The organism is Frondihabitans sp. PhB161 (assembly GCF_003814635.1).
Classification (GTDB): domain Bacteria; phylum Actinomycetota; class Actinomycetes; order Actinomycetales; family Microbacteriaceae; genus Frondihabitans.
This window is the reverse complement of sequence record NZ_RKQW01000006.1, coordinates 35,295-60,844: the sequence shown is the minus strand read 5'-3', so window position 1 is coordinate 60,844 and position 25,550 is coordinate 35,295. Positions and strand designations below refer to the sequence as shown.

At 67.9% G+C, this 25,550-nt stretch carries 25 protein-coding genes, 1 tRNA gene and 1 riboswitch; of the genes, 11 read left to right on the top strand and 15 right to left on the bottom strand.

The window, feature by feature from the left end; all coding sequences use genetic code 11:
• Positions 1-201: 201 nt before the first annotated feature.
• Positions 202-606: a DUF2017 family protein gene (locus EDF39_RS17350; RefSeq protein ID WP_233573203.1), complete on the bottom strand. Its 405-nt coding sequence runs from the start codon at positions 604-606 to the stop codon at positions 202-204.
• Positions 607-671: 65 nt separating this feature from the next.
• Positions 672-950: an ATP-dependent Clp protease adapter ClpS gene (gene clpS, locus EDF39_RS17345; RefSeq protein ID WP_055965199.1), complete on the bottom strand. Its 279-nt coding sequence runs from the start codon at positions 948-950 to the stop codon at positions 672-674.
• A gap of 57 nt (positions 951-1,007) precedes the next feature.
• Positions 1,008-1,091, top strand: a riboswitch (ZMP/ZTP riboswitch).
• Between the two features lie 68 nt (positions 1,092-1,159).
• Here clpS and glyA point away from each other — a divergent pair.
• Together glyA and EDF39_RS17335 are read left to right on the top strand one after the other, a co-directional pair.
• Entirely contained in the window at positions 1,160-2,455 is a 1,296-nt protein-coding gene (gene glyA, locus EDF39_RS17340) for a serine hydroxymethyltransferase (protein WP_123945140.1), read from the top strand.
• Positions 2,452-3,366, top strand: coding sequence for a bifunctional methylenetetrahydrofolate dehydrogenase/methenyltetrahydrofolate cyclohydrolase (locus EDF39_RS17335; protein WP_123945138.1), 915 nt, complete (start codon positions 2,452-2,454; stop codon positions 3,364-3,366). Before glyA ends, EDF39_RS17335 begins: the two co-directional genes overlap by 4 nt.
• A gap of 197 nt (positions 3,367-3,563) precedes the next feature.
• On the opposite strand, the gene galK is transcribed toward EDF39_RS17335, so the two are convergent.
• Together galK and galT are read right to left on the bottom strand one after the other, a co-directional pair.
• Positions 3,564-4,751, bottom strand: coding sequence for a galactokinase (gene galK / locus EDF39_RS17330; RefSeq protein WP_123945136.1), 1,188 nt, complete (start codon positions 4,749-4,751; stop codon positions 3,564-3,566).
• Complete coding sequence (galT, locus tag EDF39_RS17325; RefSeq protein WP_123945134.1) at positions 4,748-5,854, bottom strand: galactose-1-phosphate uridylyltransferase; 1,107 nt, start codon at positions 5,852-5,854, stop codon at positions 4,748-4,750. Before galT ends, galK begins: the two co-directional genes overlap by 4 nt.
• An 86-nt stretch (positions 5,855-5,940) precedes the next feature.
• Here galT and EDF39_RS17320 point away from each other — a divergent pair, with 86 nt between their 5' ends.
• Together EDF39_RS17320 and EDF39_RS17315 are read left to right on the top strand one after the other, a co-directional pair.
• Positions 5,941-6,786, top strand: a complete 846-nt coding sequence (locus EDF39_RS17320; RefSeq protein WP_233573202.1) for a DeoR/GlpR family DNA-binding transcription regulator — start codon at positions 5,941-5,943, stop codon at positions 6,784-6,786.
• Entirely contained in the window at positions 6,783-7,730 is a 948-nt protein-coding gene (locus EDF39_RS17315; RefSeq protein WP_123945132.1) for an aldose 1-epimerase family protein, read from the top strand. Before EDF39_RS17320 ends, EDF39_RS17315 begins: the two co-directional genes overlap by 4 nt.
• A 207-nt stretch (positions 7,731-7,937) precedes the next feature.
• Here the strand turns inward: EDF39_RS17315 and EDF39_RS17310 are convergent.
• Positions 7,938-8,010, bottom strand: a tRNA-Lys gene (locus EDF39_RS17310).
• Between the two features lie 88 nt (positions 8,011-8,098).
• Positions 8,099-8,731 (bottom strand): DNA-directed RNA polymerase subunit beta, encoded by a 633-nt coding sequence (locus EDF39_RS17305; protein ID WP_123945130.1) that lies wholly within the window; start codon positions 8,729-8,731, stop codon positions 8,099-8,101.
• A 619-nt stretch (positions 8,732-9,350) separates the two neighbouring features.
• On the opposite strand from EDF39_RS17305, the gene EDF39_RS17300 reads away from it, so the two are divergent.
• Together EDF39_RS17300 and EDF39_RS17295 are read left to right on the top strand one after the other, a co-directional pair.
• A complete protein-coding gene (locus EDF39_RS17300; protein ID WP_233573201.1) occupies positions 9,351-9,926 on the top strand; it encodes a sigma-70 family RNA polymerase sigma factor in 576 nt (191 codons plus the stop codon).
• On the top strand, positions 9,923-10,756 hold the full coding sequence (locus EDF39_RS17295) for an anti-sigma factor domain-containing protein (protein ID WP_123945126.1): 834 nt from the start codon (positions 9,923-9,925) through the stop codon (positions 10,754-10,756). Before EDF39_RS17300 ends, EDF39_RS17295 begins: the two co-directional genes overlap by 4 nt.
• A gap of 80 nt (positions 10,757-10,836) precedes the next feature.
• Here EDF39_RS17295 and pstB read toward each other — a convergent pair whose 3' ends face one another.
• From pstB to EDF39_RS17255, 8 genes are all read right to left on the bottom strand, one after another.
• Positions 10,837-11,616: a phosphate ABC transporter ATP-binding protein PstB gene (pstB, locus tag EDF39_RS17290; RefSeq protein WP_055965229.1), complete on the bottom strand. Its 780-nt coding sequence runs from the start codon at positions 11,614-11,616 to the stop codon at positions 10,837-10,839.
• A gap of 55 nt (positions 11,617-11,671) precedes the next feature.
• Positions 11,672-12,757, bottom strand: a complete 1,086-nt coding sequence (gene pstA, locus EDF39_RS17285) for a phosphate ABC transporter permease PstA (protein ID WP_123945124.1) — start codon at positions 12,755-12,757, stop codon at positions 11,672-11,674.
• On the bottom strand, positions 12,757-13,716 hold the full coding sequence (gene pstC / locus EDF39_RS17280; protein WP_123945122.1) for a phosphate ABC transporter permease subunit PstC: 960 nt from the start codon (positions 13,714-13,716) through the stop codon (positions 12,757-12,759). Before pstC ends, pstA begins: the two co-directional genes overlap by 1 nt.
• A gap of 137 nt (positions 13,717-13,853) precedes the next feature.
• The gene (gene pstS / locus EDF39_RS17275) at positions 13,854-14,948 is read right to left on the bottom strand and encodes a phosphate ABC transporter substrate-binding protein PstS (protein ID WP_123945120.1); all 1,095 of its coding nucleotides are present in this window, start codon (positions 14,946-14,948) and stop codon (positions 13,854-13,856) included.
• Between the two features lie 413 nt (positions 14,949-15,361).
• The gene (locus EDF39_RS17270; RefSeq protein WP_233573200.1) at positions 15,362-16,339 is read right to left on the bottom strand and encodes an NUDIX hydrolase; all 978 of its coding nucleotides are present in this window, start codon (positions 16,337-16,339) and stop codon (positions 15,362-15,364) included.
• Complete coding sequence (locus EDF39_RS17265; RefSeq protein WP_055965238.1) at positions 16,336-18,510, bottom strand: RNA degradosome polyphosphate kinase; 2,175 nt, start codon at positions 18,508-18,510, stop codon at positions 16,336-16,338. The genes EDF39_RS17270 and EDF39_RS17265 overlap by 4 nt, the downstream gene beginning before the upstream one ends.
• Positions 18,511-18,731: 221 nt before the next feature.
• Positions 18,732-19,685 (bottom strand): mycothiol synthase, encoded by a 954-nt coding sequence (mshD, locus tag EDF39_RS17260; protein WP_123945118.1) that lies wholly within the window; start codon positions 19,683-19,685, stop codon positions 18,732-18,734.
• Positions 19,669-20,352 (bottom strand): winged helix-turn-helix domain-containing protein, encoded by a 684-nt coding sequence (locus tag EDF39_RS17255; protein ID WP_055965244.1) that lies wholly within the window; start codon positions 20,350-20,352, stop codon positions 19,669-19,671. The genes mshD and EDF39_RS17255 overlap by 17 nt, the downstream gene beginning before the upstream one ends.
• Positions 20,353-20,457: 105 nt before the next feature.
• Here EDF39_RS17255 and EDF39_RS17250 point away from each other — a divergent pair, with 105 nt between their 5' ends.
• The 4 genes from EDF39_RS17250 (at position 20,458) to EDF39_RS17235 (ending at position 23,678) form a co-directional block, all read left to right on the top strand.
• Entirely contained in the window at positions 20,458-20,739 is a 282-nt protein-coding gene (locus EDF39_RS17250; RefSeq protein WP_123945116.1) for a hypothetical protein, read from the top strand.
• Between the two features lie 146 nt (positions 20,740-20,885).
• Positions 20,886-21,491 (top strand): FABP family protein, encoded by a 606-nt coding sequence (locus EDF39_RS17245; protein WP_055965250.1) that lies wholly within the window; start codon positions 20,886-20,888, stop codon positions 21,489-21,491.
• The gene (locus tag EDF39_RS17240) at positions 21,481-22,590 is read left to right on the top strand and encodes a folate-binding protein YgfZ (RefSeq protein ID WP_233573199.1); all 1,110 of its coding nucleotides are present in this window, start codon (positions 21,481-21,483) and stop codon (positions 22,588-22,590) included. The genes EDF39_RS17245 and EDF39_RS17240 overlap by 11 nt, the downstream gene beginning before the upstream one ends.
• A 2-nt stretch (positions 22,591-22,592) precedes the next feature.
• Complete coding sequence (locus EDF39_RS17235) at positions 22,593-23,678, top strand: aromatic acid exporter family protein (RefSeq protein ID WP_123945112.1); 1,086 nt, start codon at positions 22,593-22,595, stop codon at positions 23,676-23,678.
• A gap of 95 nt (positions 23,679-23,773) precedes the next feature.
• Here the strand turns inward: EDF39_RS17235 and EDF39_RS17230 are convergent, their stop codons facing one another.
• Positions 23,774-24,562 (bottom strand): class I SAM-dependent methyltransferase, encoded by a 789-nt coding sequence (locus EDF39_RS17230; protein ID WP_123945110.1) that lies wholly within the window; start codon positions 24,560-24,562, stop codon positions 23,774-23,776.
• Between the two features lie 40 nt (positions 24,563-24,602).
• Between EDF39_RS17230 and EDF39_RS17225 the strand changes: the two genes are divergently transcribed.
• The gene (locus EDF39_RS17225; RefSeq protein ID WP_123945108.1) at positions 24,603-25,370 is read left to right on the top strand and encodes a phosphoglyceromutase; all 768 of its coding nucleotides are present in this window, start codon (positions 24,603-24,605) and stop codon (positions 25,368-25,370) included.
• Positions 25,371-25,550: the final 180 nt, after the last annotated feature.

Genomic DNA, 25,550 nt, shown 5'->3' with positions numbered 1-25,550 from the left:
CCCGCGTTTCTCTTTGCCCCCACCACCCACACCCCCCCCATCACCCCCCCCCCCCCCCCCCCGGGGGGGGGGGGGGGGGGGGGGGGGGGGGGGGGGGTGGTGGGGGGGGGGGGGGGGCCCCCCCCCCCCCCCCCCGACTCTCAATAACACCCGCCGACTCGCGGCACCGCCGATCCGCTGCCGCGTCAGCGGCCGCACAAGCTAGCGGTCGACCGCACGCACGAGCGATTCCTGCACGAACCCGAGCCATTCGTAGACGTTCTCGAGCATCGCGCGGTCGTCGGAGGCCCCCGCCGCGAAGCCCTCGTCGGTCAGGCCGAGCCGGCTCGCGAGCGTGAGCCGCAGGTCGGTGAGACTCCGCAGCCACGCCTGTTCGGCCTCGGGCGTCAGCGGCGCCTTGTGGTCGGCCGACGCGAGGCTCTCGCGGACCATCTCGGCATTGCGGATCTTGCCCGCCGTCAGATCGTCGACAGTCAGCCGCCGGAACTCGGCATTCGCCTCGTCGTCGTCGGCGTACCCGGGCGGAAGAAGGCGAGACACCGCAGGATCCGACTCGTCTCGCCCTTCGAGCAGGGCCACCAGTTGCCCGGAGAGTTCGGCGATCAACGCCTTTTCCTCCTCCCCGAGCCCCACGTGCACGCCATCTCGTCTGCGGTGGAACGGCAGCAGGCTCACTCGTCGGCCTTCGACACGGTGGCCCACAGTCCGTAGCCGTGGAGGGCGTCGACGTGCATCTCCATCTGCTCGCGGGCACCCGTCGCGACGACGGCCCTGCCCTTGGTGTGCACCTGCATCATGAGGCGTTCGGCCTCTTTTCGGTCGAAACCGAAGTAGCTGCGGAAGACGTAAGAGACGTACGACATCAGGTTGACGGGGTCATCCCAGACCAGCGTCACCCAGGGCACATCGGGGGCGACTCGCTGCCGAGTGTCGGTCTCGTCGAGGGTCATGCTCACCCCTCCAGGGTGGCACGACTCATTGAGTGCTGTCGGTGGGAGTTGGTATGCTCGACGCGTCGCGACTGGCGTTCGGGTGGTCTACCACCGGGGAGCGACTGACACGGTTGGTGGCCGTACGCCTGGGCTGCCGCTGGCCCCCGACTGAGCCGAAACCGGCCCTGTCGGATCCTGCTTTCTATCCGTGTGCATTGGAGTCTTCTATGACCACCGTTTCCCCCCAGAACACAGTCAATCGCCAGCCCTCCACCTTCAACTCCCCGCTCTCCGAGGTCGACCCCGAGATCGCGGCGGTCCTCGAGCAGGAGCTCGGTCGCCAGCGCGACTACCTCGAGATGATCGCCAGCGAGAACTTCGTTCCGCGCGCCGTGCTCGAGTCGCAGGGCTCGGTGCTCACCAACAAGTACGCCGAGGGCTACCCGGGGCGTCGCTACTACGGCGGCTGCGAGTTCGTCGACATCGCGGAGAACCTCGCCATCGAGCGAGCCAAGTCGCTGTTCGGCGCCGAGTTCGCCAACGTCCAGCCGCATTCGGGTGCGCAGGCCAACGCCGCCGTGCTCGCCGCGATCGCCGCTCCCGGCGACACGATCCTCGGCCTCGAGCTCTCGCACGGTGGCCACCTCACGCACGGCATGAAGCTCAACTTCTCGGGCAAGCTCTACAACGCCGTCGCCTACGAGGTCGACCCGAAGACCTATCTCATCGACATGGAGATCGTTCGCCAGCAGGCGCTCGAGCACAAGCCGAAGGTCATCATCGCCGGCTGGTCGGCGTACCCGCGCCAGCTCGACTTCGCCGCGTTCCGCGCCATCGCCGACGAGGTCGGCGCGTACCTCTGGGTCGATATGGCGCACTTCGCCGGCCTCGTCGCCGCCGGTCTGCACCCGTCGCCGCTGCCTCACGCCCACGTCGTCTCGTCGACCGTGCACAAGACGCTCGCCGGTCCCCGCTCGGGTGTGATCCTCTCGAACGAGGAGTCGCTCTTCAAGAAGCTCAACTCGGCTGTCTTCCCCGGCCAGCAGGGCGGGCCGCTGATGCACGTGATCGCCGCCAAGGCCACCGCGTTCAAGCTCGCCGCCGAGCCCGAGTTCAAAGACCGCCAGGAGCGCACCATCCGCGGTGCCAAGCTCCTCGCCGAGCGCCTCATGCAGGCCGACGCGAAGGCGGCCGGAGTCGACGTGCTCACCGGCGGAACAGACGTGCACCTCGTGCTGGTCGACCTCCGTGCCAGCGAGGTCGACGGCAAGCAGGCCGAGAACCTCCTCCACGAGGTCGGCATCACCGTCAACCGCAACTCGGTGCCGTGGGATCCCCGTCCGCCCATGACGACGTCCGGCGTGCGCATCGGTACCCCGGCTCTCGCGACGCGTGGCTTCGGCGACGAAGAGTTCGCCGAGGTGGCCGACATCATCGCGCTCACGCTGATGCCGAACCCCGATGTCGCGGCCCTCGCAGCCCGCGTGAAGGTTCTCACCGACGCGTTCCCGCTCTACGCATGACGGCTGCCCCCCAGGCGGCGGCCGAGAGCGTTCAGCAGGCCGTGAAGATCGACGGCACAGCATTGGCTGCGACCGTGAAAGAAGACCTGCGGGTGCGGGTCGCGGCGCTGAAGGCCACGGGCATCCACCCGGGGCTCGGCACCATTCTCGTCGGCGCCAACCCCGGATCCTTGTCGTATGTCGCGGGCAAGCACCGCGACTGCGCCGAGGTGGGGATCGAGTCGATTCGGCTCGACCTGCCCGAGACCGCCTCCGAGAGCGACATCCGCGACGCGATCCGGTTCATGAATCAAAACCCGCTCGTCACGGCGTTCATCATCCAGCTGCCGCTGCCAGAGGGCATCGACCCGACGGCGATGCTCGAGCTGATGGATCCCCTCAAAGACGCCGACGGCCTGCACCCGGTCAACCTGGGTGAGCTCGTTCTGGCCGTGCCGGGCGGCAAACGGTCCATCGATACGCCGCTCCCGTGCACGCCGCGGGGCATCGTCGCCATGCTGCGCGCCTACGACATCCCGATCGCCGGGCAGCACGTCACCATCATCGGCCAGGGGCTGACCGTCGGTCGTCCGCTCGGCCTGCTGCTGACGCGCCTCGAAGCGACCGCGACGCTGACGCACTCGCGCACAGCCGACGTCGCCGCCGAGGTGCGCCGCGCCGACATCGTGGTGGCCGCCGCGGGAGTGGCGGGGCTCGTGAAACCCGACTGGGTGAAGCCGGGTGCCGCCGTGATCGATGTCGGCATCACGCGGGTGCTCGACGCCGAGACGGGCAAGTACCGGCTGCGCGGCGACGTCGACCCCGAGGTCGCGGCGGTGGCGGGCTACCTGTCGCCGGTGCCCGGCGGCGTCGGGCCGATGACGCGGGCCATGCTGCTGGCCAATGTGGTCGAGGCGGCCGAGCGAAAGTAGCGGGCGCCCCCGCTGCGCTGCCGACGTCGAGTGTGCAGAAACGGCCGTGGCGCGGTCGGCCCCGGGCCGTTTTCGCGCTCTCGGTGCGACGAGCCAGCCTCTCCGCCGCGCCGAAAGTACGTAAATGGGCCCCTGACGCGTTGTCAGGGGCCCATTTGGCTACTCTCGGCGCCGGGCGGCCGGGCCTCGAGAACGGATCACCCCTCGAGGCGGTGCGCCCCATCGGCCGCGTGCACGGCGAAGATCGTCGGCTCGCGGTACCCGGCGGTGGCGAATGCCTCGATCACGGCCGCGGTCACCGTCTCTCGCGAGTCCGACGGCACCAGCGCGATCGCGGCGCCGCCGAAACCGCCGCCCGTCATCCGCGCGCCGACAGCGCCGGTCGACTGCGCGGTCGAGACAGCGAGGTCGAGCTCGGGCACCGAGATCTCGAAGTCGTCGCGCATCGACACGTGCGAGGCGTCGAGCAGGGCGCCGATCGCGCCCGGGCCCGATTCGCGCAGGGTGCGGACGGTGTCGAGCACGCGTTGGTTCTCGGTGATCACGTGGCGCACGCGGCGGTACGTCTCGTCGTCGAGGAGCGATTCGGCGCGTTCGAGGTCGGAGACGTCGAGGTCGCGGAGCGAGGAGACGCCAAGCGCTGCCGCCCCCTTCTCGCACGAGGCGCGGCGCTCGACGTAGCCGCCGGTCGCGTGCGCGTGCTCGACGCGGGTGTCGATCACGAGCAGCTCGAGCGAGGCCGGAGCGAAGCCGAGGTCGATGACCTCGGCGTCGAGACTGCGGCAATCGAGGAAGACTGCCGAGTCGGCACGACCGAGGAGAGAGGCGGATTGATCCATGATCCCCGTGGGGGCGCCCACGGCGTGGTTCTCGGAGTACTGCCCCACCGAGGCCAGGAACGGTCGTGTCACGTCGAGGTTCCAGAGGTCGGCCATCGCGACGGCGACGGAGCATTCGATCGCGGCAGACGACGAGAGGCCGGCGCCGACGGGCACATCGGAGTCGACGAAGATGTCGAGACCGAACGCCTCGGAGAGGTCGATGGCGACGTCGTCGGAGGTCGTCACCTCGGGCAGCTTCTTGGCCAGCGCCCAGGCGATCCCGAAGACATAGGCCGACCAGCCGTCGAGGGTGGCGGGATCGAGCGCGTCGAGCGAGGCTTCGTGCACGACGCCGGGCTCGAACGACGACGAGGCGCGGAGGAGGCGGTCGTCGCGGCGCCCGACCGTGATGGTCGTCGCCCGGTCGATCGCGAGCGGCAGTACGAAGCCGTCGTTGTAGTCGGTGTGCTCGCCAATCAGGTTGACGCGGCCTGGGGCCTGCCAGCGGCCCACGACCTCGGTGTCGAAGATGCCGTTGAATGTCGGTGAATCGGTGGTGCTCATGCTCGGTCGATGGCCTCTCGGATCAGTTCGGCGCTCTTCTCAGGAACGAGGTCGCCGATCCAGGCTCCCATCGCCGCCTCGGATCCTGCCAGGAATTTGAGCTTGCTCTCAGCCCGCCGCGGCGAGGTGATCTGCAGCATCAGCCGCACGGTGTCGCGCCCGACGTTCACCGGCGCCTGGTGCCAGGCGGCGATGTAGGGCGTCGGGTCGTCGTAGAGGGCGTCGACTCCGCGAAGGATCCGACGGTACATCAGGGCGAGTTCGTCGCGTTCGTCGCTCGTCAGACCCGCGAAGTCGGGCACGTGGCGGTGGGGCAGTAGGTGGATCTCGACGGGCCACCGGGCCGCGAAGGGCACGAACGCGGTGAAGTGCTCACCGGCGAGCACGACTCGGGGGCCGCTCCGCTCGGTGTCGAGGATGTCTTCGAACAGGTTCGGGCCGTACGACTCGATGCTCTGCAGTAGCCGGGTCGTGCGGGGAGTGACGTAGGGGTAGGCGTAGATCTGGCCGTGCGGGTGATGCAGTGTGACGCCGATCGCCTCGCCGCGGTTCTCGAACGGGAAGACCTGCTGGATGCCGGGCAGGGCGCTCAGTGCCTCGGTGCGGTCGGCCCAGGCCTCGACGACGGTGCGGGCACGCGACTCGCTGAGGCTCGCGAACGAGCCGTAGGTCTCGGGGCTGAAGCAGACGACCTCGCAGCGGCCGATCGAGGTGCGGGTGCGCCCGATGCCGATCTCGGAGAGGTCGTCGAGGCTCAGCGGTGCGTTGTCGGCGTCGTCGGGGAGGAGCGGCCCGAAGGAGGGCGACCGGTTCTCGAAGACCGCGACGTCGTAGATGTCGGGGATCTCGGAGGGGTTCGTCTCGGTCGCGGGTGCGAGCGGGTCGAGCTCGGCCGGGGGTAGGAACGCGCGGTTCTGGCGCGAGGCCGCGATCGACACCCACTCGCCCGTCAGCACGTCTTGCCGCATGGTCGCCGTCTCGGGACGCGGGTCGAGGGGCCGCCGGTCGGGTTTCCGCTCGGCCGGCAGGGTGGTGTCGGCGTCGTCGAAGTAGATGAGCTCGCGACCGTCGGCCAGGACGGTCGGGCGTTTGACGATGGGCATGCCCCTCCTTGGGATTGCTCTGTGCCCCCGAGATTGCTCGATGCTTTGTCTTGCGAAGGCAAACGAAAGTATACGAAGCTTGAGGGGTGGATTCCACCCCTCGTTCCTCGCAATCGTCCGGCATTGTCTCGCCGCGCCGCCGGGAGGGCATCGTGTCGGTCGTCGAGGCGCACGGTTTCGCCCGCACGACCGATCTGGCTCGCGAGTTCGGCACCTCCGAGGTGACGATCCGCAGCGACTTCGATGCTCTTGCTCTGGCTGGTCGTCTGGTCCGTGTGCACGGTGGGGCGATGAGCGTCGAGCAGTCACCCGTCGAGCGGCCGTTCGAAGAGGTCGCGGCCGTCGGCGCGGCAGCGAAGCGGGCCATTGGCGTGCAGGCGGCCTCGCTCGTGGGCAGTGGCCAGTGCATCGTGCTCGATGTCGGCACCACGACGACGCAGATCGCCGAGGCGCTGCTCGAGCGCACCGACCTGGCCGGGGTCACCATCGTCACCAACGGCCTCACGATCGCCCTCGCTCTCGAGCGGGCTGTTCCGCGGTTCACCGTGATCGTGACCGGCGGCACCCTCCGGCCCCTGCAGCACTCGCTCGTCAATCCTCTGGCGACCACCGTGTTCGAGAGCCTCACGGCCGACCTTGCCTTCATCGGCTGCACGGGCGTCGACCTTCGGCACGGCGTCACCAACGTCAATCTGCCCGAGACCGACCTCAAGCGACTGATGGCCCGAACAGCCCGGCGGTCGTTCATCGTCGCCGACGGGGGCAAGATAGGTGAGGCGCATCTCGGCGTGATCGGGCCTCTCGAGTCGTTCGAGGGCTTGATAACGGCGGGTGCCGCGGCTGACGACGTCCGGGGGCTCCGCGAGGCGGGGCTCACGGTGCTCGAGGCCGACGAGACCGACCGCACTTCCTCTGAGAGAGACTCCCCGTGACCGACACCTTCTCGCCCACCGGCGATCAATATGCCCTCCGTCTCGAGAGCGACGGCCACGTCGTCACAGCGATCGTCACCGAGCTCGCCGCGGGCCTCCGGGGCCTTGAGGTCGACGGCAACGCGGTCGCCGAGACCTTCGCCGAGCACGAGAGCCCGCCTTCGGCGTGCGGTATCACGCTCGTCCCCTGGCCGAACCGGGTCGATGGCGGCCTCTGGCACCTCGACGGCGCCGAGCAGAAACTCGACATCACCGAGGTCGCCAAGGGCAACGCGAGCCACGGTCTCCTGCGCTACACCGCGTATCGCCCCGTGTCGGTGGAGCCGCACGCGGTGACGCAGGCTGCTTCGGTGTTCCCCCAGCACGGCTACCCGTTCCGTCTCGACACCACTGTCCGGCACGAGCTCGTGGTCGATGGGCTGATCGTCACGCACACGGTCACGAACCGGGGCCCCGGTCGTGCACCGTTCGCCGTCGGATCCCACCCGTTCTTCCGGGTCGGCTCGCACGACCCCGCCACCCTGCGGGTGACCCTCGACGCCGCGACCCGCTTCGAGACGAACGTGCGCAGCATTCCCGTCGGTACGTCGCCCGTCGCGGGCACCCCGTTCGACCTCACCGGTTCACCCCTGGTCGGCGACCTCGACATCGACACCTGCTATCGCGACATCGCGCAGGATCCCTCGGGTCACCGGGTCACGACCCTCACCGCGCCCGACGGCTCTACGACTGCGATGTGGCAAGACGAGTCGTTCCCCTACGTGCAGGTCTTCACCCCACGGAACTTCCCGCGCGACGGCGTAAAGGGCCTCGCTATCGCCGCCGAGCCCATGACGGCGCCGGCGAACGCGCTGGCTTCCGGCGAGAGCCTGATCTGGCTCGACGAGGGCGAGACCTGGACCGGCTCGTGGGGTGTGCGCTACTCGGCTGCGGTGGCTGCCTGAGCTGCGCTGCCTGAGCTGCGGCGCCTGAGCTGTGCTGCCTGAGCTGTGGGCGCTGCTTCAGCGAGACTCCACAAAGTGCCCATCTGAGGCGCCCCACATCGGCACTTTGAGGAGTCTCGCGGACAACGGGGCCCACCATGAATGCGCTCTCGCCGACACGGGGCCCGCAACGACAAATGGCGCCCCGGGGGGCGCCATTCATCGTTGTGGGCCCCGTGGGGCTCGAACCCACGACCAACGGATTAAAAGTCCGATGCTCTACCGACTGAGCTAGAGGCCCGTGCAGCTACCGATTGTAGCAACAGCGCGAGGTCGTTCCGGCCCACGCCCACCAGAAGCCGCAGCCGAACCCGCACCCGCAGCGCGGCTCAGTCGAGGCTGCCGTCGCGCCACCGCCCGGCGCACGCCGCCAGGTCGGTCGCGAGCTCGGTCAGCCGCAGGCCGCGCCGCGTGAATTCGCTCGATCGTTCCGGCTCGAGCACGTCGAGGTCGTCGGCTACGGCGGTGGCACCGGTCGACGCCAGCCGGGCGAACGCCGCACCGCGGTCGAGGGCGAGGGCGAAGTCACCGTCGAAGACACCCCGAAGGATCCGGTCGGCCAGCTCGAGGATCTCCTCCGGCGTCGCGGGAGTGGGGGCGCCCGCAACCACGGGGTCGATGGTCGACGAGATCGCGGCGCCCCGCTCGAACAGGTACGTGATGTCGTCGGGGCTCTGCCGAATGACGGCCCGGAGCAGATAGATGCGCCAGAGCGCACCGGGCAGGCTGTGCGCGGTCGCACCGGCCCACAGCTCGGCGAGGGCGTCGATGCCGTTGGAGTCGGTGAACGCCACCAGTCGGTCGAGGATCTCGGGGCTCGGGTCGTTTCGGACGCGGGCGAGCAACGCGCCCGCTGACTCGTGGGCGACGCGATGCATGACTGCGGGGTCGTCGCCGCCCTGGAAGGCCTCGAACTCGTGGCCGGCGAACTGGGCGGGGCGATGAAAGTGACGCTCTGACATTGGGCCCAGAGTACGCCCCGCCACCGACACGCAGGGTGACCTTCGCCGAGACCGCGGCGGCGAGAATAACACCGCTTTGCGGCGGCGACACCGGCCAAAAACAGTGCCTGCATCGAAAAACGGTGTCATAGTCACCGCAGCCGTTCGCTCTCTGCGGACGCCGAGCGAGACCGACCGTGCCGCCTGTACAGTGGACGACGCCGGGCCGCAGTAAACCCCGGGCTCCAAATTTAGCCGCTCCGAGCGGCCTCGCGCCGAGAGGCGTTTCTGCGGCCCGGCGCTTCTTCGTTAAGGGCACCAGCGCTGGAGAAGGGCCACGGTCACGCCGTGTCGAGCGGCGCTGGGCCGGATCCTGAGCTCGTCGACCTGCTGCCCGAAGAATCCTCCAATCCGCTCGGACGGCCGCGCCGAACACAGTGCAAGAGAGAAAACCCGCCGATCACCCTCGATCGCCGGGTCGGTCACGACTGACCGGCCCACCGCGGCGGCTCTCTCGCACTGCCGGGCTTTTGCCATCCCAGACGGTCCGTGCGAGAGGGTCACCCCGGTAACAGCGCCGACTTCCCTACCAGTGCGGACGGAGGTGCGACCTGACATGCTGGAGCTTGTGAGCCGTGACATGGAAACACCCGGGCGCGACATCGGCGCCGAAGCCACCCCCGACGAACTCCTCGGGCGTGTTGCCGACGGCGATCGCGCGGCTTTCGCCGAGCTGTACGACCAGACCGGAGCCCGTGTGCTCGGCCTGATCAAGCGGCTCTTGAAAGACCACTCGCAGTCGGAGGAGGTCACGCAAGAGGTCTTCCTCGAGATCTGGCAGACGGCGACCCGCTTCGATCCGGCCAAGGGCAGCGCGTCCAGCTGGATGCTCACCATGGCTCACCGCCGTGCGGTCGACCGGGTGCGTGCCAGCCAGTCGAGTCGTGACCGCGACACCAAGATCGGCATCCGCGACTACGAGACCTCGTACGACTCGGTCACCGAGCAGGTCGAGATCCGCATCGAGCACGAGCGGGTCGAGCGAGCGCTCGGTCGCCTCACCGAACTGCAGAGACAGGCCGTGCAGCTCGCCTACTACGGCGGCTACACACACAACGAGGTCTCTCAAATGCTTCACGTGCCCATCGGCACAGTCAAAACCCGCTTACGAGACGGCATGATCCGCCTTCGCGACGAATTAGGAGTGGCGTCATGAGCGACAACCGCAACGGCTCCGGCCCCTCGAACCCCGACATCGACGCTCTCTCCGGTGCCTACGCATTGAACGCGATCACCGACGAAGAGCGCAACACCTTTGAAGCTCGCCTCAGCGAGTCACCCGAACTCAGACAGGAGGTAGCCGAGTTGAACGACACCGCTCTGCTGCTCGGTCGTGCGGCGACGCCCGTCACCCCCTCTGCCGGTCTGCGTGCCAGCATCCTCGACCTCATCGAGTCGACGCCCCAGCTTCCGCGCCTCGAGACCCCCGCAGCGCAGGATCCGGCTCCCGCCACGACCTCGACCGAGGCCGAGAGTGGTGGCAAGCTCCTCGAGCCCATCCCGCTCGCTCGGCAGCGCTGGTTCATGCGCCCCGGCGTCCTGCTCATCGGGGCTGCCGCTGCGGTGGGTCTCGTCTTCGGCGGGGTCGGGCTGTCCAACCAGCTCGGGCCGACGACGTCGCAGACCGCGCCCATCGCCGGTGGAGCCGACCTCCAGCAGATCCTCACCGCCAACGACGTGCAGCACGCTGCGACCGACATCTCGTCGGGCGGCAAGGCGACGCTGTACTGGTCGAACGGCCTTCAGCGCTCGGCCGTCATGCTCACCGGCCTGACCTCCCTGCCGAGCGACAAGACCTACCAGCTCTGGTACATCAAGGGCTCCGACATCAAGTCGGCTGGCACCGTCTCGGTCACCTCGAACTCGGTCACCCAGGTGCTGCAGGGCGACATGCAGGCGGGCGACACCGTCGGCATCACGGTGGAGCCGGCGGGCGGCTCGAAGCAGCCGACCACGACTCCGGTCGCCGCACTGCAGAGCGCCTAGCGCCCCGCGAATCACAAACGGCTCAGGCCCCGGTCTTTCGACCGGGGCCTGAGCCATTTCTGCGGGTTAGCGCTGGTGGATCAACCGAAGCGGCCCGACACGTAGTCTTCGGTTGCCTGCACCGACGGGTTCGAGAACATCGTCGCGGTGTCGTTGAACTCGATGAGTTTGCCGGGCTTGCCGGTGCCCGCGATGTTGAAGAACGCCGTCTTGTCGCTGACACGCGACGCCTGCTGCATGTTGTGGGTCACGATCACGATCGTGTACTCCTGCTTGAGCTCCTCGATGAGGTCTTCGATCGCGAGCGTCGAGATGGGGTCGAGGGCCGAGCACGGCTCGTCCATGAGGATCACGTCGGGAGACACCGCGACGGCGCGTGCGATGCAGAGACGCTGCTGCTGTCCGCCGGACAACCCGGATCCTGGCTTGTCGAGTCGGTCTTTGACCTCGTTCCAGAGGTTCGCGCCCTGGAGCGACTTCTCGACGAGCTCGTCGGAGTCGGTCTTCGACATGCGGCGGTTGTTGAGCTTCACGCCAGCAAGCACGTTGTCGCGAATCGACATCGTGGGGAACGGGTTGGGGCGCTGGAACACCATGCCGACCTGGCGGCGCACGAGCACCGGGTCGACGCCGGGGCCGTAGAGGTCGTTGCCGTCGATGAGCACCTCGCCCTCCACGTAGGCACCGGGGATGACCTCGTGCATGCGGTTGAGCGTGCGGAGGAACGTCGACTTGCCACAGCCGGAGGGGCCGATGAACGCGGTCACGGTGCGCGGTTCGATCGTGATGTTGACGTCTTCGACAGCACGGAACTTGCTGTAGTAGACGTTGAGGTCTTTGACTTCGATGCGCTTAGACACTGAGGTTCCTTTTCGGGACGGAGCGGGGGAGAGCCGGGCTGAGGCGATGCCGCAGCTAGCGGCTGAGCTTGGGGGCGAAGAAGCGGCCGATGAGGCGGGCCAGCAGGTTCAGGGCCATGACGATGAGGATCAGCACGAGGGCGCCGGTCCAGGCGCGCTCCACGAACGGTGTGGCATTCGGCCCCTGGTTGGCGTACTGGGTGTAGACGAACACCGGCAGGGTCATCATGCGGTCTTGGAGCAGGTCGTAGTTCATGCTCGTCGTGAAGCCGGTCGTGATGAGCAGGGGCGCGGTCTCGCCGATGACGCGCGAGATCGCCAGCATCACACCCGTCGTGAGACCGGCGATCGACGTCGGCAGGATGACCTTGACGATTGTCAGCCACTTCGGCACACCGAGAGCAAAGCTCGCCTCGCGCAGCTCGTTCGGCACGATCTTTAGGATTTCTTCGCTGGAGCGGACCACGACCGGGATCATGAGCACGCTGAGCGCAATCGAGCCGACGATGCCGGCACGGTACGCCGGACCGAGGAGGAGGGAGAAGAGCGCGAAGGCGAACAGGCCGGCGACGATGGAGGGGATGCCCGTCATCACGTCGACGAAGAACGTGATCGATCGAGCCAGACGACCCCGGCCGTACTCGACGAGGTAGATCGAGGTGAGCAGGCCGATCGGGACGCTGATCAGTGTCGCAATGGCCGTGATCTCGAGTGTTCCGACGATCGCGTGCAGCGCGCCGCCGCCGTCTCCGATCACGTTGCGCATCGACTCACTGAAGTAGGCGGAGTCGAAGCGGGCGACCCCGCGCGACAGCACCGTGTAGATGAGCGAGATCAGGGGGAGCAGGGTCACGATGAAGGCCGTGGCGACCAGCGAGGTGACGAGGCGGTCCTTCGCCTTGCGGCTCCCCTCGACAACCATCGAGATCACGACGATGAGGATGTCGAAGAGGATGGTGCCGAAGAAGAGAGCGCCGACGATGTTGAAGTCGCTGGTGGTGCCCGATGCCTCGAGCAGCAAGAAGATGACCACGAAGATCGCCCAGCTGACGATGAGCAGGCCCCACGGGGCACCCTTCGGCAGCTTGCCGGCGGTCAGCGTGTTGGTGCGAGTGGACGTGTTGCGGACGGCGACCGACATCAGTTGGCTCCCGAGAAGTCTTTGCGGCGGTTGACGACGAACCGGGCCGCCATGTTGACCAGCAGTGTGATGACGAAGAGGATCAGGCCCGACGCGATGAGGGTGTTCAGACCGACTCCCTGCGCCTCGTTGAACTGGAGCGCGATGTTGGCGGCGATCGTGTTCGGGTTCTGACTCGTCAGAAGGAAGATGTTCACGACCGCGGCCGGCGACAGCACGATCGCGATGGCGAGGGTCTCACCGAGGGCACGACCGAGGCCGAGCATGACCGCGGAGACCATGCCGGAGCGAGCGAACGGAAGCACCGCCATCTGGATCATCTCGAAGCGCGTCGCGCCGAGGGCCAGAGCGGCCTCTTCGTGGAGACGAGGAGCCTGCAGGAAGATCTCGCGCATGACCGCGGTCATGATCGGCAGGATCATCACGGCGAGAACGATGGAGGCCGTGAGGATCGTCTTGCCGGTGCCGGAGACGGGCCCGGCGAAGAAGGGAATCCAGCCGAGCTTGTCAACGAGAGTCGAGTAGAAGGGCTGGATGAAGGGAGCGAGCACGAGCACGCCCCAGAGGCCGAACACGACGCTGGGCACGGCTGCCAGCAGGTCGATGATGTAGCCGAGCAGCTGGCTGATGCGGCGCGGTGCGTAGTGCGAGATGAAGAGCGCGATGCCGAGCGCGAGCGGGGTAGCGATGATGAGGGCCAGCAGGGCAGCCCAGATGGTGCCGAAGACGAGGGGGCCGACGTAGTCCCAGAAGCTCTTCGCGCCCTGAGGGATCTCGCCGGGCTTGGCAGTCAGGGCCGGGATGCTCTGCACGATGAGGAACAGGGCGACCGCGACGAGCACGACGAGGATCAACGACCCCGAAAGCACCGTTGCGGTGGAGAAGACGCGATCGCCGAGACGAACGACGGACTTGGGTCGGGTGTCTGCCTTGGAGGGGCGTTCCGCGGTAGCGGTCATGAAGAGGAGATCCTGCTCTGGCTCGGTGGGCCGCACGACTGTTCGGAAAAGAGGAGCTGGGCACTGGGTGGGGCTAGTGAAGCAGAGGAATCCGGGCCGCGGAAGAGTCCGCGACCCGGATCCTGGTCGTGCTGGTGTTACTTGATGGTGGCGGCAGCCGTCGCGACCTTGGAGGCGAGGTCGCTGGTCAGCTCAGCCGACTTGGCCTGCTCGGCGGCGGCCTTCTGACCGTCGGAGCTGGCTGCGTAGGTGGCGTAGGCCTTGACCAGGTTGCCCTTGGCGCTGTCCTTGTAGGTGTCGCAGGCGATGATGTAGCTCACGAGCACGAGAGGCCAGTCGCCCTTGTCGGTCAGCGTCCGGTCGATGTTGATCGCGAGGTCGTTGTCAGCGCGGCCTTCGACCAGCGGGGACTTCGAGACGACCGCGGCGGCGCCGTCGGCGCTGAGCTCGGTGGCGGTTCCGCCGACCATCAGCTTCGCGACGGAAAGGTCGCCCACAGCCGAGTCGTCGAGGTACGTGATCGAGTTCTTCGAGTTCTTGGCGGCGTCGGCCACACCGGAACCACCCTTGGCCGCGTCACCCACGGAGTAGGGGAACGTCTGCGACGCCTCTTCGGTCCAGACCGACTTGGCCTGGCTCGCAAGGTACTGCGAGAAGTTGAAGGTGGTGCCGGAATCGTCCGAGCGGTGCACGACCGTGATCGCGGCGCTGGGGAGCTTCGCGTCGGGGTTCAGCTTGGTGATCGCCGCGTCGTTCCACTTGGTGATCGTGCCCTTGAAGATGCCGGCGATGGTGTCGGCGTCGAGGGTGAGGTCGGTGAGGCCGTCGACGTTGTACGCGATGGCGATCGGCGAGATGTAGACGGGAAGGTCGATGGCCTTGGAGTCGGCGGCGCACCCGGCGAACGTCGACTTGAGCTCGTCGTCCGAGAGAGCGGCGTCGGAGCCGGCGAAGTCGGCGGCACCCGAGATGAAGCTGGTGCGACCGGCGCCGGAGCCCTGCGGGTCGTAGTTGACGTTGGCGTCGCCGTTGGCCTGCTGGAAGGCGGAAGCCCAGGCGGTCTCAGCGGCCTGCTGAGCAGACGAGCCGATGCCGTTGATGGTGCCGGAGAGGTCGCTCGAGCCGGCGGACGAGCCAGTGCCCGAACCGCCCTCGTTCGATGCACAGGAAGACAGTGCAATTGCTCCGAGGATGGCGATGGCGGCGATGCTGCCAACTCGCTTGATGTTCACAGATTTCCCTTCGGGGAGGACTAAGTCGTGATGCAGGGGTGTGCCCCCGTGAGGGAGCGAGACTCGAATGAGTCACGGGCCGGTGCTGACCCGCGAGCGAGGCTACGTTTCTGCGTTAACGACGTTCGTCTGTATTGGTGAACGAAAGGTGAACGGCCGGGGAACAAGCGCCGGGGATCCGAGGGGTTGGTCGGCCGAGGAGTAGAGCGGATCGCCAGGCTGCGCCTCCTGAGTTCAGGTGGGGTGCTCGGCGAGTCCTGCGTTAGGGGGCTGGCAGCGCCATAACCCCTCGGTTCAGGATCCGGGGCGCCGCTCACGCCTGAGTTGTGCGCCCGTTGTCCTGAATACATGAGCCCTGAATACATGGACCCTGAGTGCAGGTGCCCTGGCGGCGGATTCTGACCCCTGCCCGCTTACAGGCCTGACCCGTGCGTCTCGATGGCGACGAGCGTCGCATCGGCACGGGACAGGTGCAGCACGGTGTAGTCGCCGGTGCTGAGCGAGCCGAAACGGCGGAGGTCGAGCGCGTAGCCGCCGTTCGCCTGGGACGCGATCTGTCTGATGATCTCGGGCAGGACAGGGCCGTGGCTGCAGAGGACCGCGTCGACCCGCTTCTTCAAGCGCTTCTTGACGACGCCTGCGACGTCGGCGGTGCCGGCCTCGAACGCGTCTTGGCTGAGGGCGTCGGTCTGGCGGACACCCACGTGCGAGGCCGCCGACAGCGGCTCGACCGTGGCCAGGCAGCGGGCGGCGGTGCTGCTGATGATGCGTGCGGGTCGCCAGGAGGCGATTCCCGGTGCGATCGCCTTGGCCTGTTTGCGGCCGACTGGCAGCAGCGGCCTCGTCGAATCGGCGCCCGACCACTCACCGGGCGCCACGGTCTTGGCGTGCCGCAGAGCTACGATCGCGAACGTGCGCGCCTGGTCGGCGGCGACTCGATCGGCGAAGCGGTCGAGGATCTCGGCGTCACGCTCATAGGTGAGCTGCGCACGAGCCTTGGCAAGGGGGACCCACTCGATCTTCTGCACCTCGTCGTTCGGAACGAAGGATCCGGCCGCAGCGAACTCGGCATCACCGATCTCAGCGGCCCAGTAGTGCACGACCTTGTCGCGCCCGCCCGGCAGAAAGTATTCGGCCGTGCCGAGCGGTGCGCCGAGGGCGACGGAGTAGCCGGTCTCTTCGCGTATCTCGCGCACAGCCGTCTGGGGGGTCGACTCACCGGAATCGACCTTGCCCTTCGGCAGCGACACGTCGTGGTGGTAGTCGCGGTGGATCAGAAGCACCCGGACTTTTCCGTCGACGAGCCTCCAGCACACGGCGCCCGCGGCGACGATCGTGGTGGCGGCCGGCTTCGAGGCCGTCTGCAGGGGCGTGTCTCGCCTGGGTGTCACCGTGTGGAACGCCTTCTCTTGCTGATCTGCTTCATGAGGCCATCTTGCATGTCGGCGAGACGTTCGCCCGAATCGCTGCGCGAGTGGCGCTCCCACGAGCCCTCGGGCGTGAGGTACCACGACGATGTCTCGGGCGACATGGCCAGGTTGAAGAGCGCCTCGATCTCGGCGAGGTGATCGTCTTGGACGAGCCGGACCAGCACTTCGACACGGCGGTCGAGGTTGCGGTGCATCATGTCGGCGCTGCCGATGAACACCTGCGGGTCGCCGTCGTTGTGGAACGAGAACAGGCGGGAGTGCTCGAGGTAGCGGCCCAGAATGGAGCGCACGCGGATGTTCTCGCTGAGGCCGGGGATGCCCGCCTTGAGCGAGCAGATGCCGCGCACCCAGATGTCGATCGGCACCCCCGCGTTGCTCGCGTGGTAGAGCGCGTCGATGATCTCTTCGTCGACCATCGAGTTGATCTTGATGCGGATGCCCGAGGGCTTGCCGGCCGCGGCGTTCTCCGCCTCGACGGCGATGCGCTTGATGAGGCCCTTGCGCAGGTGGAGCGGTGCGACGAGCAGGCGTTTGAACTTCTTCTCGATGGCGTAGCCCGAGAGCTCGTTGAAGAGGCGGGTGACGTCTTTTCCGACCTGGTCGTCGGCGGTGAAGAGACCCATATCTTCGTAGATGCGGCTGGTCTTGGGGTTGTAGTTGCCCGTGCCGATGTGCGTGTAGTGGCGGAGCCGACCGCCCTTCTCCTGGCGGATGACGAGCGCGAGCTTGCAGTGCGTCTTCAGCCCGACGAGGCCGTAGACGACGTGCACGCCGGCCTTCTCGAGCTTGCGAGCCCAGGTGATGTTGTTCTGCTCGTCGAAGCGGGCCTTGATCTCGACCAGTGCGAGCACCTGCTTGCCGGCCTCGGCCGCGTCGATGAGGGCCTCGATGATGGGGCTGTCACCCGACGTGCGGTACAGGGTCTGCTTGATTGCCAGCACGTTCGGGTCGGCGGCGGCCTGCTCGAGGAAGGCCTGCACGCTCGTTGCGAACGACTCGTAGGGGTGGTGCACGAGCACGTCACGGCGCGAGATGCTCGCGAAGATGTCGGGCTTCATGTTCGGCTCGGTCGGCAGAAGCTGCACGGCCGTGGTCGGGAGGTGCTTGGCGTAGTGCAGCTCGGGGTTGGTGATCTTGGCGATCTCGAACAGGCCGGCGAGATCGAGCGGCGCCGGAAGGCGATAGACCTCTTGGTCGGTGATGTCGAGCTCGCGGACGAGCAGCTCGAGCGTGACGGGATCCATATCTTCGGTGATCTCGAGACGGATCGGGGGGCCGAAGCGGCGGCGCAGCAGCTCTTTCTCGAGCGCCTGGATGAGGTTTTCCGACTCGTCTTCGTCGATCTCGACGTCTTCGTTGCGGGTGACGCGGAAGACGTGGTGCTCGTTGACCTCCATGCCCGGGAACAGGTCTTGCAGGTGGTTCGCGATGAGGTCTTCGAGCGGGATGAAGCGGAGGCGACCGCTGCCGTCGTCGGGCAGCTGCACGAAACGGGGGAGCACCTGCGGCACCTTGAGGCGCGCGAACTCCTGCTTCTCGGTCTTGGGGTTGCGCACTCGGACAGCGAGGTTGAGCGACAGCCCGGAGATATAGGGGAATGGGTGGGCCGGGTCGACGGCCAGCGGCATCAGCACCGGGAAGATCTGATTGGAGAACACCTCGTGCATGCGCTCGCGGTCGGTCGCGTCGAGGTCGGACCACATCTCGACGTGGATGCCCGCGGCGTCGAGATCGGGCTTGACCGAGTCGCTGAAGGCGCGCGCGTGGCGGGCCTGGAGCTCGTAGGCGCGCGCGTTTATCGTCGCGAGGACGTCTTTGGGCGAGGTGCCGATGTTGGTCGGCACGGCGAGCCCGGTCGCGATGCGGCGCTTGAGGCCGGCCACCCGCACCATGAAGAACTCGTCGAGGTTGCTCGCGAAGATCGCGAGGAAGTTGGCGCGCTCGAGCAGCGGGGTGTCGGGATCTTCGGCGAGCTCGAGAACCCTCTGATTGAACGACAGCCAGCTGATCTCGCGGTCGAGGAACCGGTCGGTCGGCAGGGTGGCGTCGACGTCGAAGGTGACCATCTCGTCGAAGTCGTCGATCAAGTCGTTCGAGACGGCTGCGCCGTCGACGTAGGGTTCGCTATCCATCTCTCAATCCTGCCACCCGTGGCTCTTCGCGCGGGCCGTGGCGTGTGAACTGTTGGTAACTCCGCCCTGTTCACACGCGGCGGTGTAGCGGTGCCTCGTCAATTTGAGAGCGATCCGGCGCAGCAGTCACACCAGTTACTGCCGGTCGCCGTCTGCGCCGACGGATCGCTCTCAAATTCGCGTCTAGCGCGCGGGCTAACAGAACTGGCAGGCGGGCCAGGTCAGCGCGACAGGGTGTACTGCACGTCGATCGCGTGATCGGTGAAGCCCCGCGTCGCATAGAGGCCGAGCGCCGCGTCGTTGTCGCCCTCGACGTAGAGGGTGGCCGTCGCGACGCCGCGCTGAGCAAGCCGTGCCAGGCCGGCGTCGACGATCGCGCCGCCGAGGTGCTCGCCCTGGTGGTAGGGGGAGACGCCCACGGCGTAGAACTCGCCGAACGAGCCCGAGCCTGAATCAACGGCCGAGCCCGAGCCCGAATCCGACCCCGAAGCCGACCCTGAATCAGCGCCCGTACCCACCTCCACCTTCAACCAAGCGAAGGCGAGCAGCTCGTCGTCTTTCCACAGCAGCAAGAAGTCGCCCGGATCGAACCAGTCGTCGGCCTTGCGGGCGTCGAGATCGAGTTGCGTGAGCGATCCCTGCTCCGGGTGCGAGGCGAAGGCGCGCGCGTTGAGGTCGAGCCAGGCGGCGTCGTCGATGCCGGGACGGAACGCCCGGACAGCTAAGCCGGAAGGCAGAGCCGTGTCAGACGGAAGCGCAGGATCCGACGCCCCCGCATCGACCCTGGCCCGCTGCTGCAGAAGGCGCCGCGTCGGCACGAAACCGAAGCCCTCGGCCAGTCGGCGGGCGGCCGGGTGGTCCCCGTGGGCCCACACGGCGAGCGGCCCTTCGGTGACGTCGATCACCGCGCGCAGAAGAACGGTGCCGAGGCCGGCCCCGCGAACAGCCGGGCGAACGACGAGTTCGGCCTCGCCCGGGCGCAGGATGGCCGCGGCGTCGCCGTCGCCGAGAACGGTCGCGTCGCCCGAGCGGGCCTCGACGAGAGCCTGGTCGGAGAACGGCGGCGAGCCGTCGGCGGCGGTGGCCTCGGCGGTGAGCGGGGCGAGCATCGCGGCGGCTGCGGCCCCGCTGCGGTCGGGCTGGCCGACCGGGGTGGCGTCAGCTTCTGAGGGCATCTCGCTGCTCGTCGTCGTAGACGTTGAAGCGGTAGCCGACGTTGCGCACGGTACCGATGAGCGACTCGAGGTCGCCGAGTTTTGCGCGGAGGCGACGTACGTGCACGTCGACCGTGCGGGTGCCGCCGAAGTAGTCGTAACCCCAGACTTCGCTGAGCAGCTGCTCGCGCGTGAAGACGCGCGATGGATGCGTAGCGAAGAAGCGGAGCAGTTCGAATTCTTTGAAGGTGAGGTCGAGGGGCTTGCCGTGCACCTTCGCCGAGTAGCTCGCCTCGTCGATGACGACGCCGGACGCCTGGATCTTCGACCCGGTCTGGCTTTGGGCGAGGCGGCCGGTGACCAGCCTGATTCGCGCGTCGACCTCGGCGGGGCCGGCCGACTCGAGGATGACGTCGTCGACGCCCCACTCGGAGTTGACCGCGGTCAGGCCGCCCTCGGTGAGGACGAGCACGATGGGCACGGTGACGCCGGTGGTGCGCAGGATCTTGCAGAGCGACTTCGCGCTGGCGAGATCGGTGCGGGCATCGACGAAGATGAGGTCGCTCGAGGGGGCGTTGACGAGGTGCGCGGGCTCTGCCGGGATCTGCCGGGTACGGTGACTGAGAAGGGCCAGTGCGGGCAGAACCTCGGGCGTACCGGAGGAAGTCAGGACCAAGAGCTGCGCCACACGACCTCCAGTTGATGTTCTCTCGTGATTCTAATTCACAGAGAAGTTGACCCCGGACCACCCTAGTGGGTGCCCCCATCAGCGCCAGTGGGCCAGGATGGAGGGGTGGAAACCAGCAACCGCCGAGTGCGCCTCCGTCTCGCGACGACCATTCCCGTGTGCTTCGTCGCTCTCGTGGGCGCCGTAGTCGTCGGCCTGACCGTCGACGGTGACGGCTATCTCGTCTGGCTTCCGCTCGTGCTGGGTTTCACCATCGTGTTGACGTTCTGCCTGCAGCTCGCCACCCGCGAGAAAGACGGGCTCGTCGACCGGACGATGCTGAGCCTGTCGGGAAGTCTCGTCGTGCTGGGTATCGCCACCGGGATCCTCGCTCTCCTCTCCCTCTGACCAGGCCTCGCGGGTAGGCTGACTGCATGGATTCTCTGCTTGCCCTCGAGATGTTCTACATCGGTCTGCTCGTCGTCGCGTCTCTCTGCATTGCGTTCGTCGCGGTGACGGTGCTCGTGAAGCTGTTCAAAGGTCAGCGCTGACCCTTGATCGAAATTCCCGTCGACCTGCCCGCCGAGCTCGTTCCCCTCTCCTGGCTCATCGGGGTGTGGGAGGGCACCGGCGTCGTCGACTACAAGACCGGCGACGACCCCGAGTCGCGCCGCACCCATGAGTTCGGCCAGCGCGTCAGCTTCAGTCACGACGGCCTGCCGTTCCTCAACTACAGCTCGTACTCCTGGCTGCTCGACGAAGAGAACACACCGCTCGTCAGCGAGACCGGCTACTGGCGGCTCGACCGCCCGTCCGAAGAGGGCGACCGGGGCCCTGGCATGCTGCCGGGCGTGGGGATCCAGCCGTTCACCACGCCTCGGGCAGTCGAAGTGCTCCGCACGCCCGACGACGGGTTCAACATCGAGGTGGCCCTGGTGCACCCGACCGGTGTGAATGAGCTCTACCTCGGCCGGGTGAAGGGTCCGCGAATCGACCTCTCGACCGACGCCGTGGTCCGCTCAAGCAATGCCAAAGAGTATTCGGCCGCCACTCGCATGTACGGGCTCGTCGACAACCACCTCCTCTGGGCGTGGGATGTCGCGGCTCTCGGAAACGAGCTGCGCACGCACGCGTCGGGTCAGCTCGCTCGTGTCGAGTAGCGCACCGGCGACGCCGTTCGCCGCACGACCGGGCTTCGTGGCCGACGACTCCACCGGGATCGCCGCGCACTTCGGCAACCCGCTCGTCGAACAGCGGGCACTTCTTTCAGGATCCGCGGTGGTCCAGGTGCCGTCGAGAGGTCTCGTCACGGTCTCGGGGCCCGACCGGCTGTCGTGGCTCGATTCGCTCACCAGCCAGAGCCTCAAGGGCCTCGCTCCCGGCAGCTCGACCGAGACGCTGCTGCTCGATCCCTCGGGCCGGGTGGAGCATGCGGCCGGTGTGCTCGACGACGGCGAGACCACGTGGCTCCTCGTCGACGCGGCCGAGGCCGAGAGCTTTGCCGCGTGGCTCGATCGGATGCGCTTCATGTTGCGCGTCGAGGTCGCTGACCGAAGTGCCGACTTCGCGGTGCTCGGATCGTTCGCCGACCTCGCCCTTCCCGCAGCCAGCCCCGCCGGCATCCCCCTCGTCTGGATCGACCCGTGGCACGAGGTCGCCGTCGGCGGCGTCGGCTACGCCGCCGAGGCCGGCCACCCGGCCGCCGACTGGAGCTACCAAGAGACGCTCGTCACGGCCGAGTCCCTTGCCGACGTCGCCGCATCTGACGTGCCCGTCGCCGGTGCCCTCGCGCTCGAGGCGCTCCGGGTCGCCGCCTGGCGTCCGCGCCTCGCGACCGAGGTCGACGAGCGGAGCATCCCGCACGAGCTCGACTGGCTCCGCTCGGCCGTGCATCTGGCCAAGGGCTGCTACCGCGGGCAAGAGACCGTCGCGAAGGTGCACAATCTCGGCCACCCGCCGAGGCGTCTCGTCATGCTGCACCTCGACGGCTCCGACAATGTGCTGCCCGGTCACGGCGACGTCGTGCGAGAGGGCGACCGCGAGGTCGGTTCGATCACCTCATCGGGCACCCATTACGAGCTCGGCCCGATCGCGCTCGCCCTCGTCAAGCGCAGCCTCGACGTCACCGCGCCGCTGACCGTTCTGGCCGGCGACGACGACACCGTCGTGGCCGCCGCACAGCAGACCATCGTTCCCCCCGACGCCGGCGCCGCTGCCGGTGTTCCTCGGCTGCCGCGGCTCGGTGCCGTCCGGCGCTGACCGTGCGGTTCTCCCTCCCTCGGGCCGGGGGCTTCGACGTTCGTGCCTCGGCGTTGCGGGTGCGCTCCTCGCTGCCGGCGATGGTGCAGATCGTGCTCGCGGCCGGGATCGCGTACTCGATCGCCCGCTTCGGCATCGGTCACCCGATGCCGATCCTGGCCGTGACCGTCACCATTTCGTCTCTCGGTTTCGCCCGTGACGCGAGGCCGCGCCGCGTGCTCGAGAATGCTGTCGGCGTGGTCATCGGCATCGCCCTCAGCGAGCTCCTGCTGCTGGTCTTCGGCAAGGGCTTCTGGCAGTACGGCATCGTGCTCTTCGTCGCGCTCGCCGTGGCCCGGTTCCTGTCGCCGACCAGTGCCTTCGCCATCGCGGCGGCGACGCAGTCGATGTTCGTCATGCTCCTGCCGGATCCCGCGGGCGGGCCGTTCACCCGGTCGCTCGACGGGCTGGTCGGCGGGGCCGTCGCTCTCGTCATCACAGCGCTCGTTCCGCGTGACCCGATCGGCCTCGCACGGGCCGATGCTCGTCGCCTCTTCGCCGAGCTCGACCCCGCGTTCGCGTCGCTCGTGCGGGCACTTCGGCACGACGACGTCCGGCAGGCCGATGCGGCCCTCGATCGACTCCGCACGACGCAGCCGCTCCTCGACGACTGGGCGGCGACCCTCGACACGGCGTCGTCGATCTCGCGGATCTCGCCGTTTCTGAGACGCAAGGTGCCCGTCATAGCCGCGGAAGCGCGGATCCTGCGCTATCTCGACCTCGCGGTACGCAACCTCCGGGTCGTCACCAGACGCATCGACACCACGATCGGCGACGGCCGACGTCGGCCCGAGGTGGCTGACCTCGTGGCGAGCATCGCGCTGGCGACGAGTGTGCTGGGGGAGTCGCTGGAGGCGGTGGAGCGGGTGCCGGCCGCCCAGGAGGCGCTGGTCGCGGTGGGGCGGAGGCTGGATCCTGCGGTCGTCCTGCCCGGTGCGCCCGTGGCCGAGACGGTGCTCGTGCTGATGCTGCGGCCGCTCGTCATCGACCTGCTCATGGCGACGGGTTTGCCGCACGACGACGCGCGCTCGCGCCTCGCCACGCTCTGACACCGGTTTTCGGTGGTGACGCCGCCTTTCGACGGTGTCGGGCCCGAAATGCGGTGTCGGGCCCGCAAGGCGGCGCCGAGCCCGCAAAAACGGCGTCACGCCGGGGCGACCGCCGACCACGGCACCGAGATCTCGCCGAGCCTCCAGCGCGTGCGCCCGTGCAGCACCGGCCAGCCCGCCGACCGCATCCCCTCGACGGTCGCGACCCAGCGCTGCACCGGCGAGTACACGGCGAGGGCGGCGTTGTAGCGCCAGTGGCGGTCGAGCTCCTCGAGGAACGCGTGGATCCTCTCACCCTCGACATTGCGGTGGATCAGCGCCTTCGGCAACCGCTCGGCGACGATCAGCGGGCTCTCGAGCGAGGCGAGACGCAGCGACGCGGTGAATGTCTGCGGGCCGTCCGAGGTCACGTCGACCCAGCTCGCGACGCGGCCCACTTCGTTGCAGGTGCCCTCGACGAGGACGCCGCCGGGGGCGAGGCGCGAGACCATGAGCTCCCAGGATCCGGCCACCGCCTCCTCGGGATACTGCCGCAGCACGTTCAGCGCCCGGATCACCGCCGGCCGCCGACCGGCCCGCTCCATCGCATCGGGCAGCGGCACTTCGAACCCGCCGAGCCGGAACGACACCCCCGGCTTGGCCGACAGGGATGCCAGCGCCACCCGTTCGGGCTCGATCTCGATGCCCACGACCTCGACCTCCGGCCGCACCCGAGCCAGTCGGTGGTGCAGTTCGAGCGGCGTCGTCGCGCTGGCGCCGTAGCCCAGATCGACGACCAGAGGATCCGCGGCGGTGCGGAACGCGGGCAGGCTCGCGATCCAGCGATCGACCCGGCGCAGGCGGTTGGTGCCCGTGGTTCCGCGCGTGACGTGACCTGTGGGCATGCCACCATCCTAGGAACGACGCGACGATAGGATCGTCAGCATGACTTCGACGCTCATCCTTCTCCGGCACGGCAACAGCGAGTGGAACCAGAAGAACCTCTTCACCGGGTGGGTCGACGTCCGCCTGAGTGAGCAGGGCACCGCCGAGGCGAAGCGCGCCGGGCAGCTGCTGCGCGACTCCGGCCTCAAGCCCGACATCCTCTACACCTCGCGTCTCACTCGTGCGATCCAGACCGCCGATCTTGCTCTCGAAGAGGCCGACCGGCTGTGGATCGACGTGAAGCGCTCGTGGCGTCTCAACGAGCGTCACTACGGTGCGCTCCAGGGCAAAGACAAGGCCGAGACGCTCGAAGAGTACGGCCCCGAGCAGTTCCAGACCTGGCGCCGGTCGTTCGACGTGCCGCCGCCGCCGCTCGACGACGACAGCAAGTGGTCGCAGGCGCACGACGAGCGCTACGTTGACCTGGGCGTCGACGCCCCGCGCACCGAGTCGCTCAAGCTCGTCATCGAGCGCATGCTTCCTTATTGGGAGAGCGACATCACCGTCGATCTCGCCGCCGGCAAGACCGTGCTCGTCACTGCGCACGGCAACTCGCTGCGCGCTCTGGTCAAGCACCTCGACGGCATCTCCGACGACGAGATCGCCGAGCTGAACATCCCGACCGGCATCCCCCTGGTCTACGAGCTCGACGACGATTTCAAGCCGACCAAGCCCGGGGCGTATCTCGACCCGGAGGCCGCTGCCGCAGGCGCCGCCGCCGTTGCCAACCAGGGCAAGAGCGACGGGCTCGACGCGACCAAGGCGTAGGCCTCCGGCTCGGCTCAGACCCGCCCGATCGGCTCTGACCCGCCTGATCGGCACGGACCCGCCTGATCGGCGTAGACATCTGCCCTAGGGCTGCTGTTTACGCCGACCGGGCGGGTTTGCTGTTCTACCCCTTGCTTTGTAGCGACACATTGCTACAGTCGTAGGTACAAAGGGGTGGGT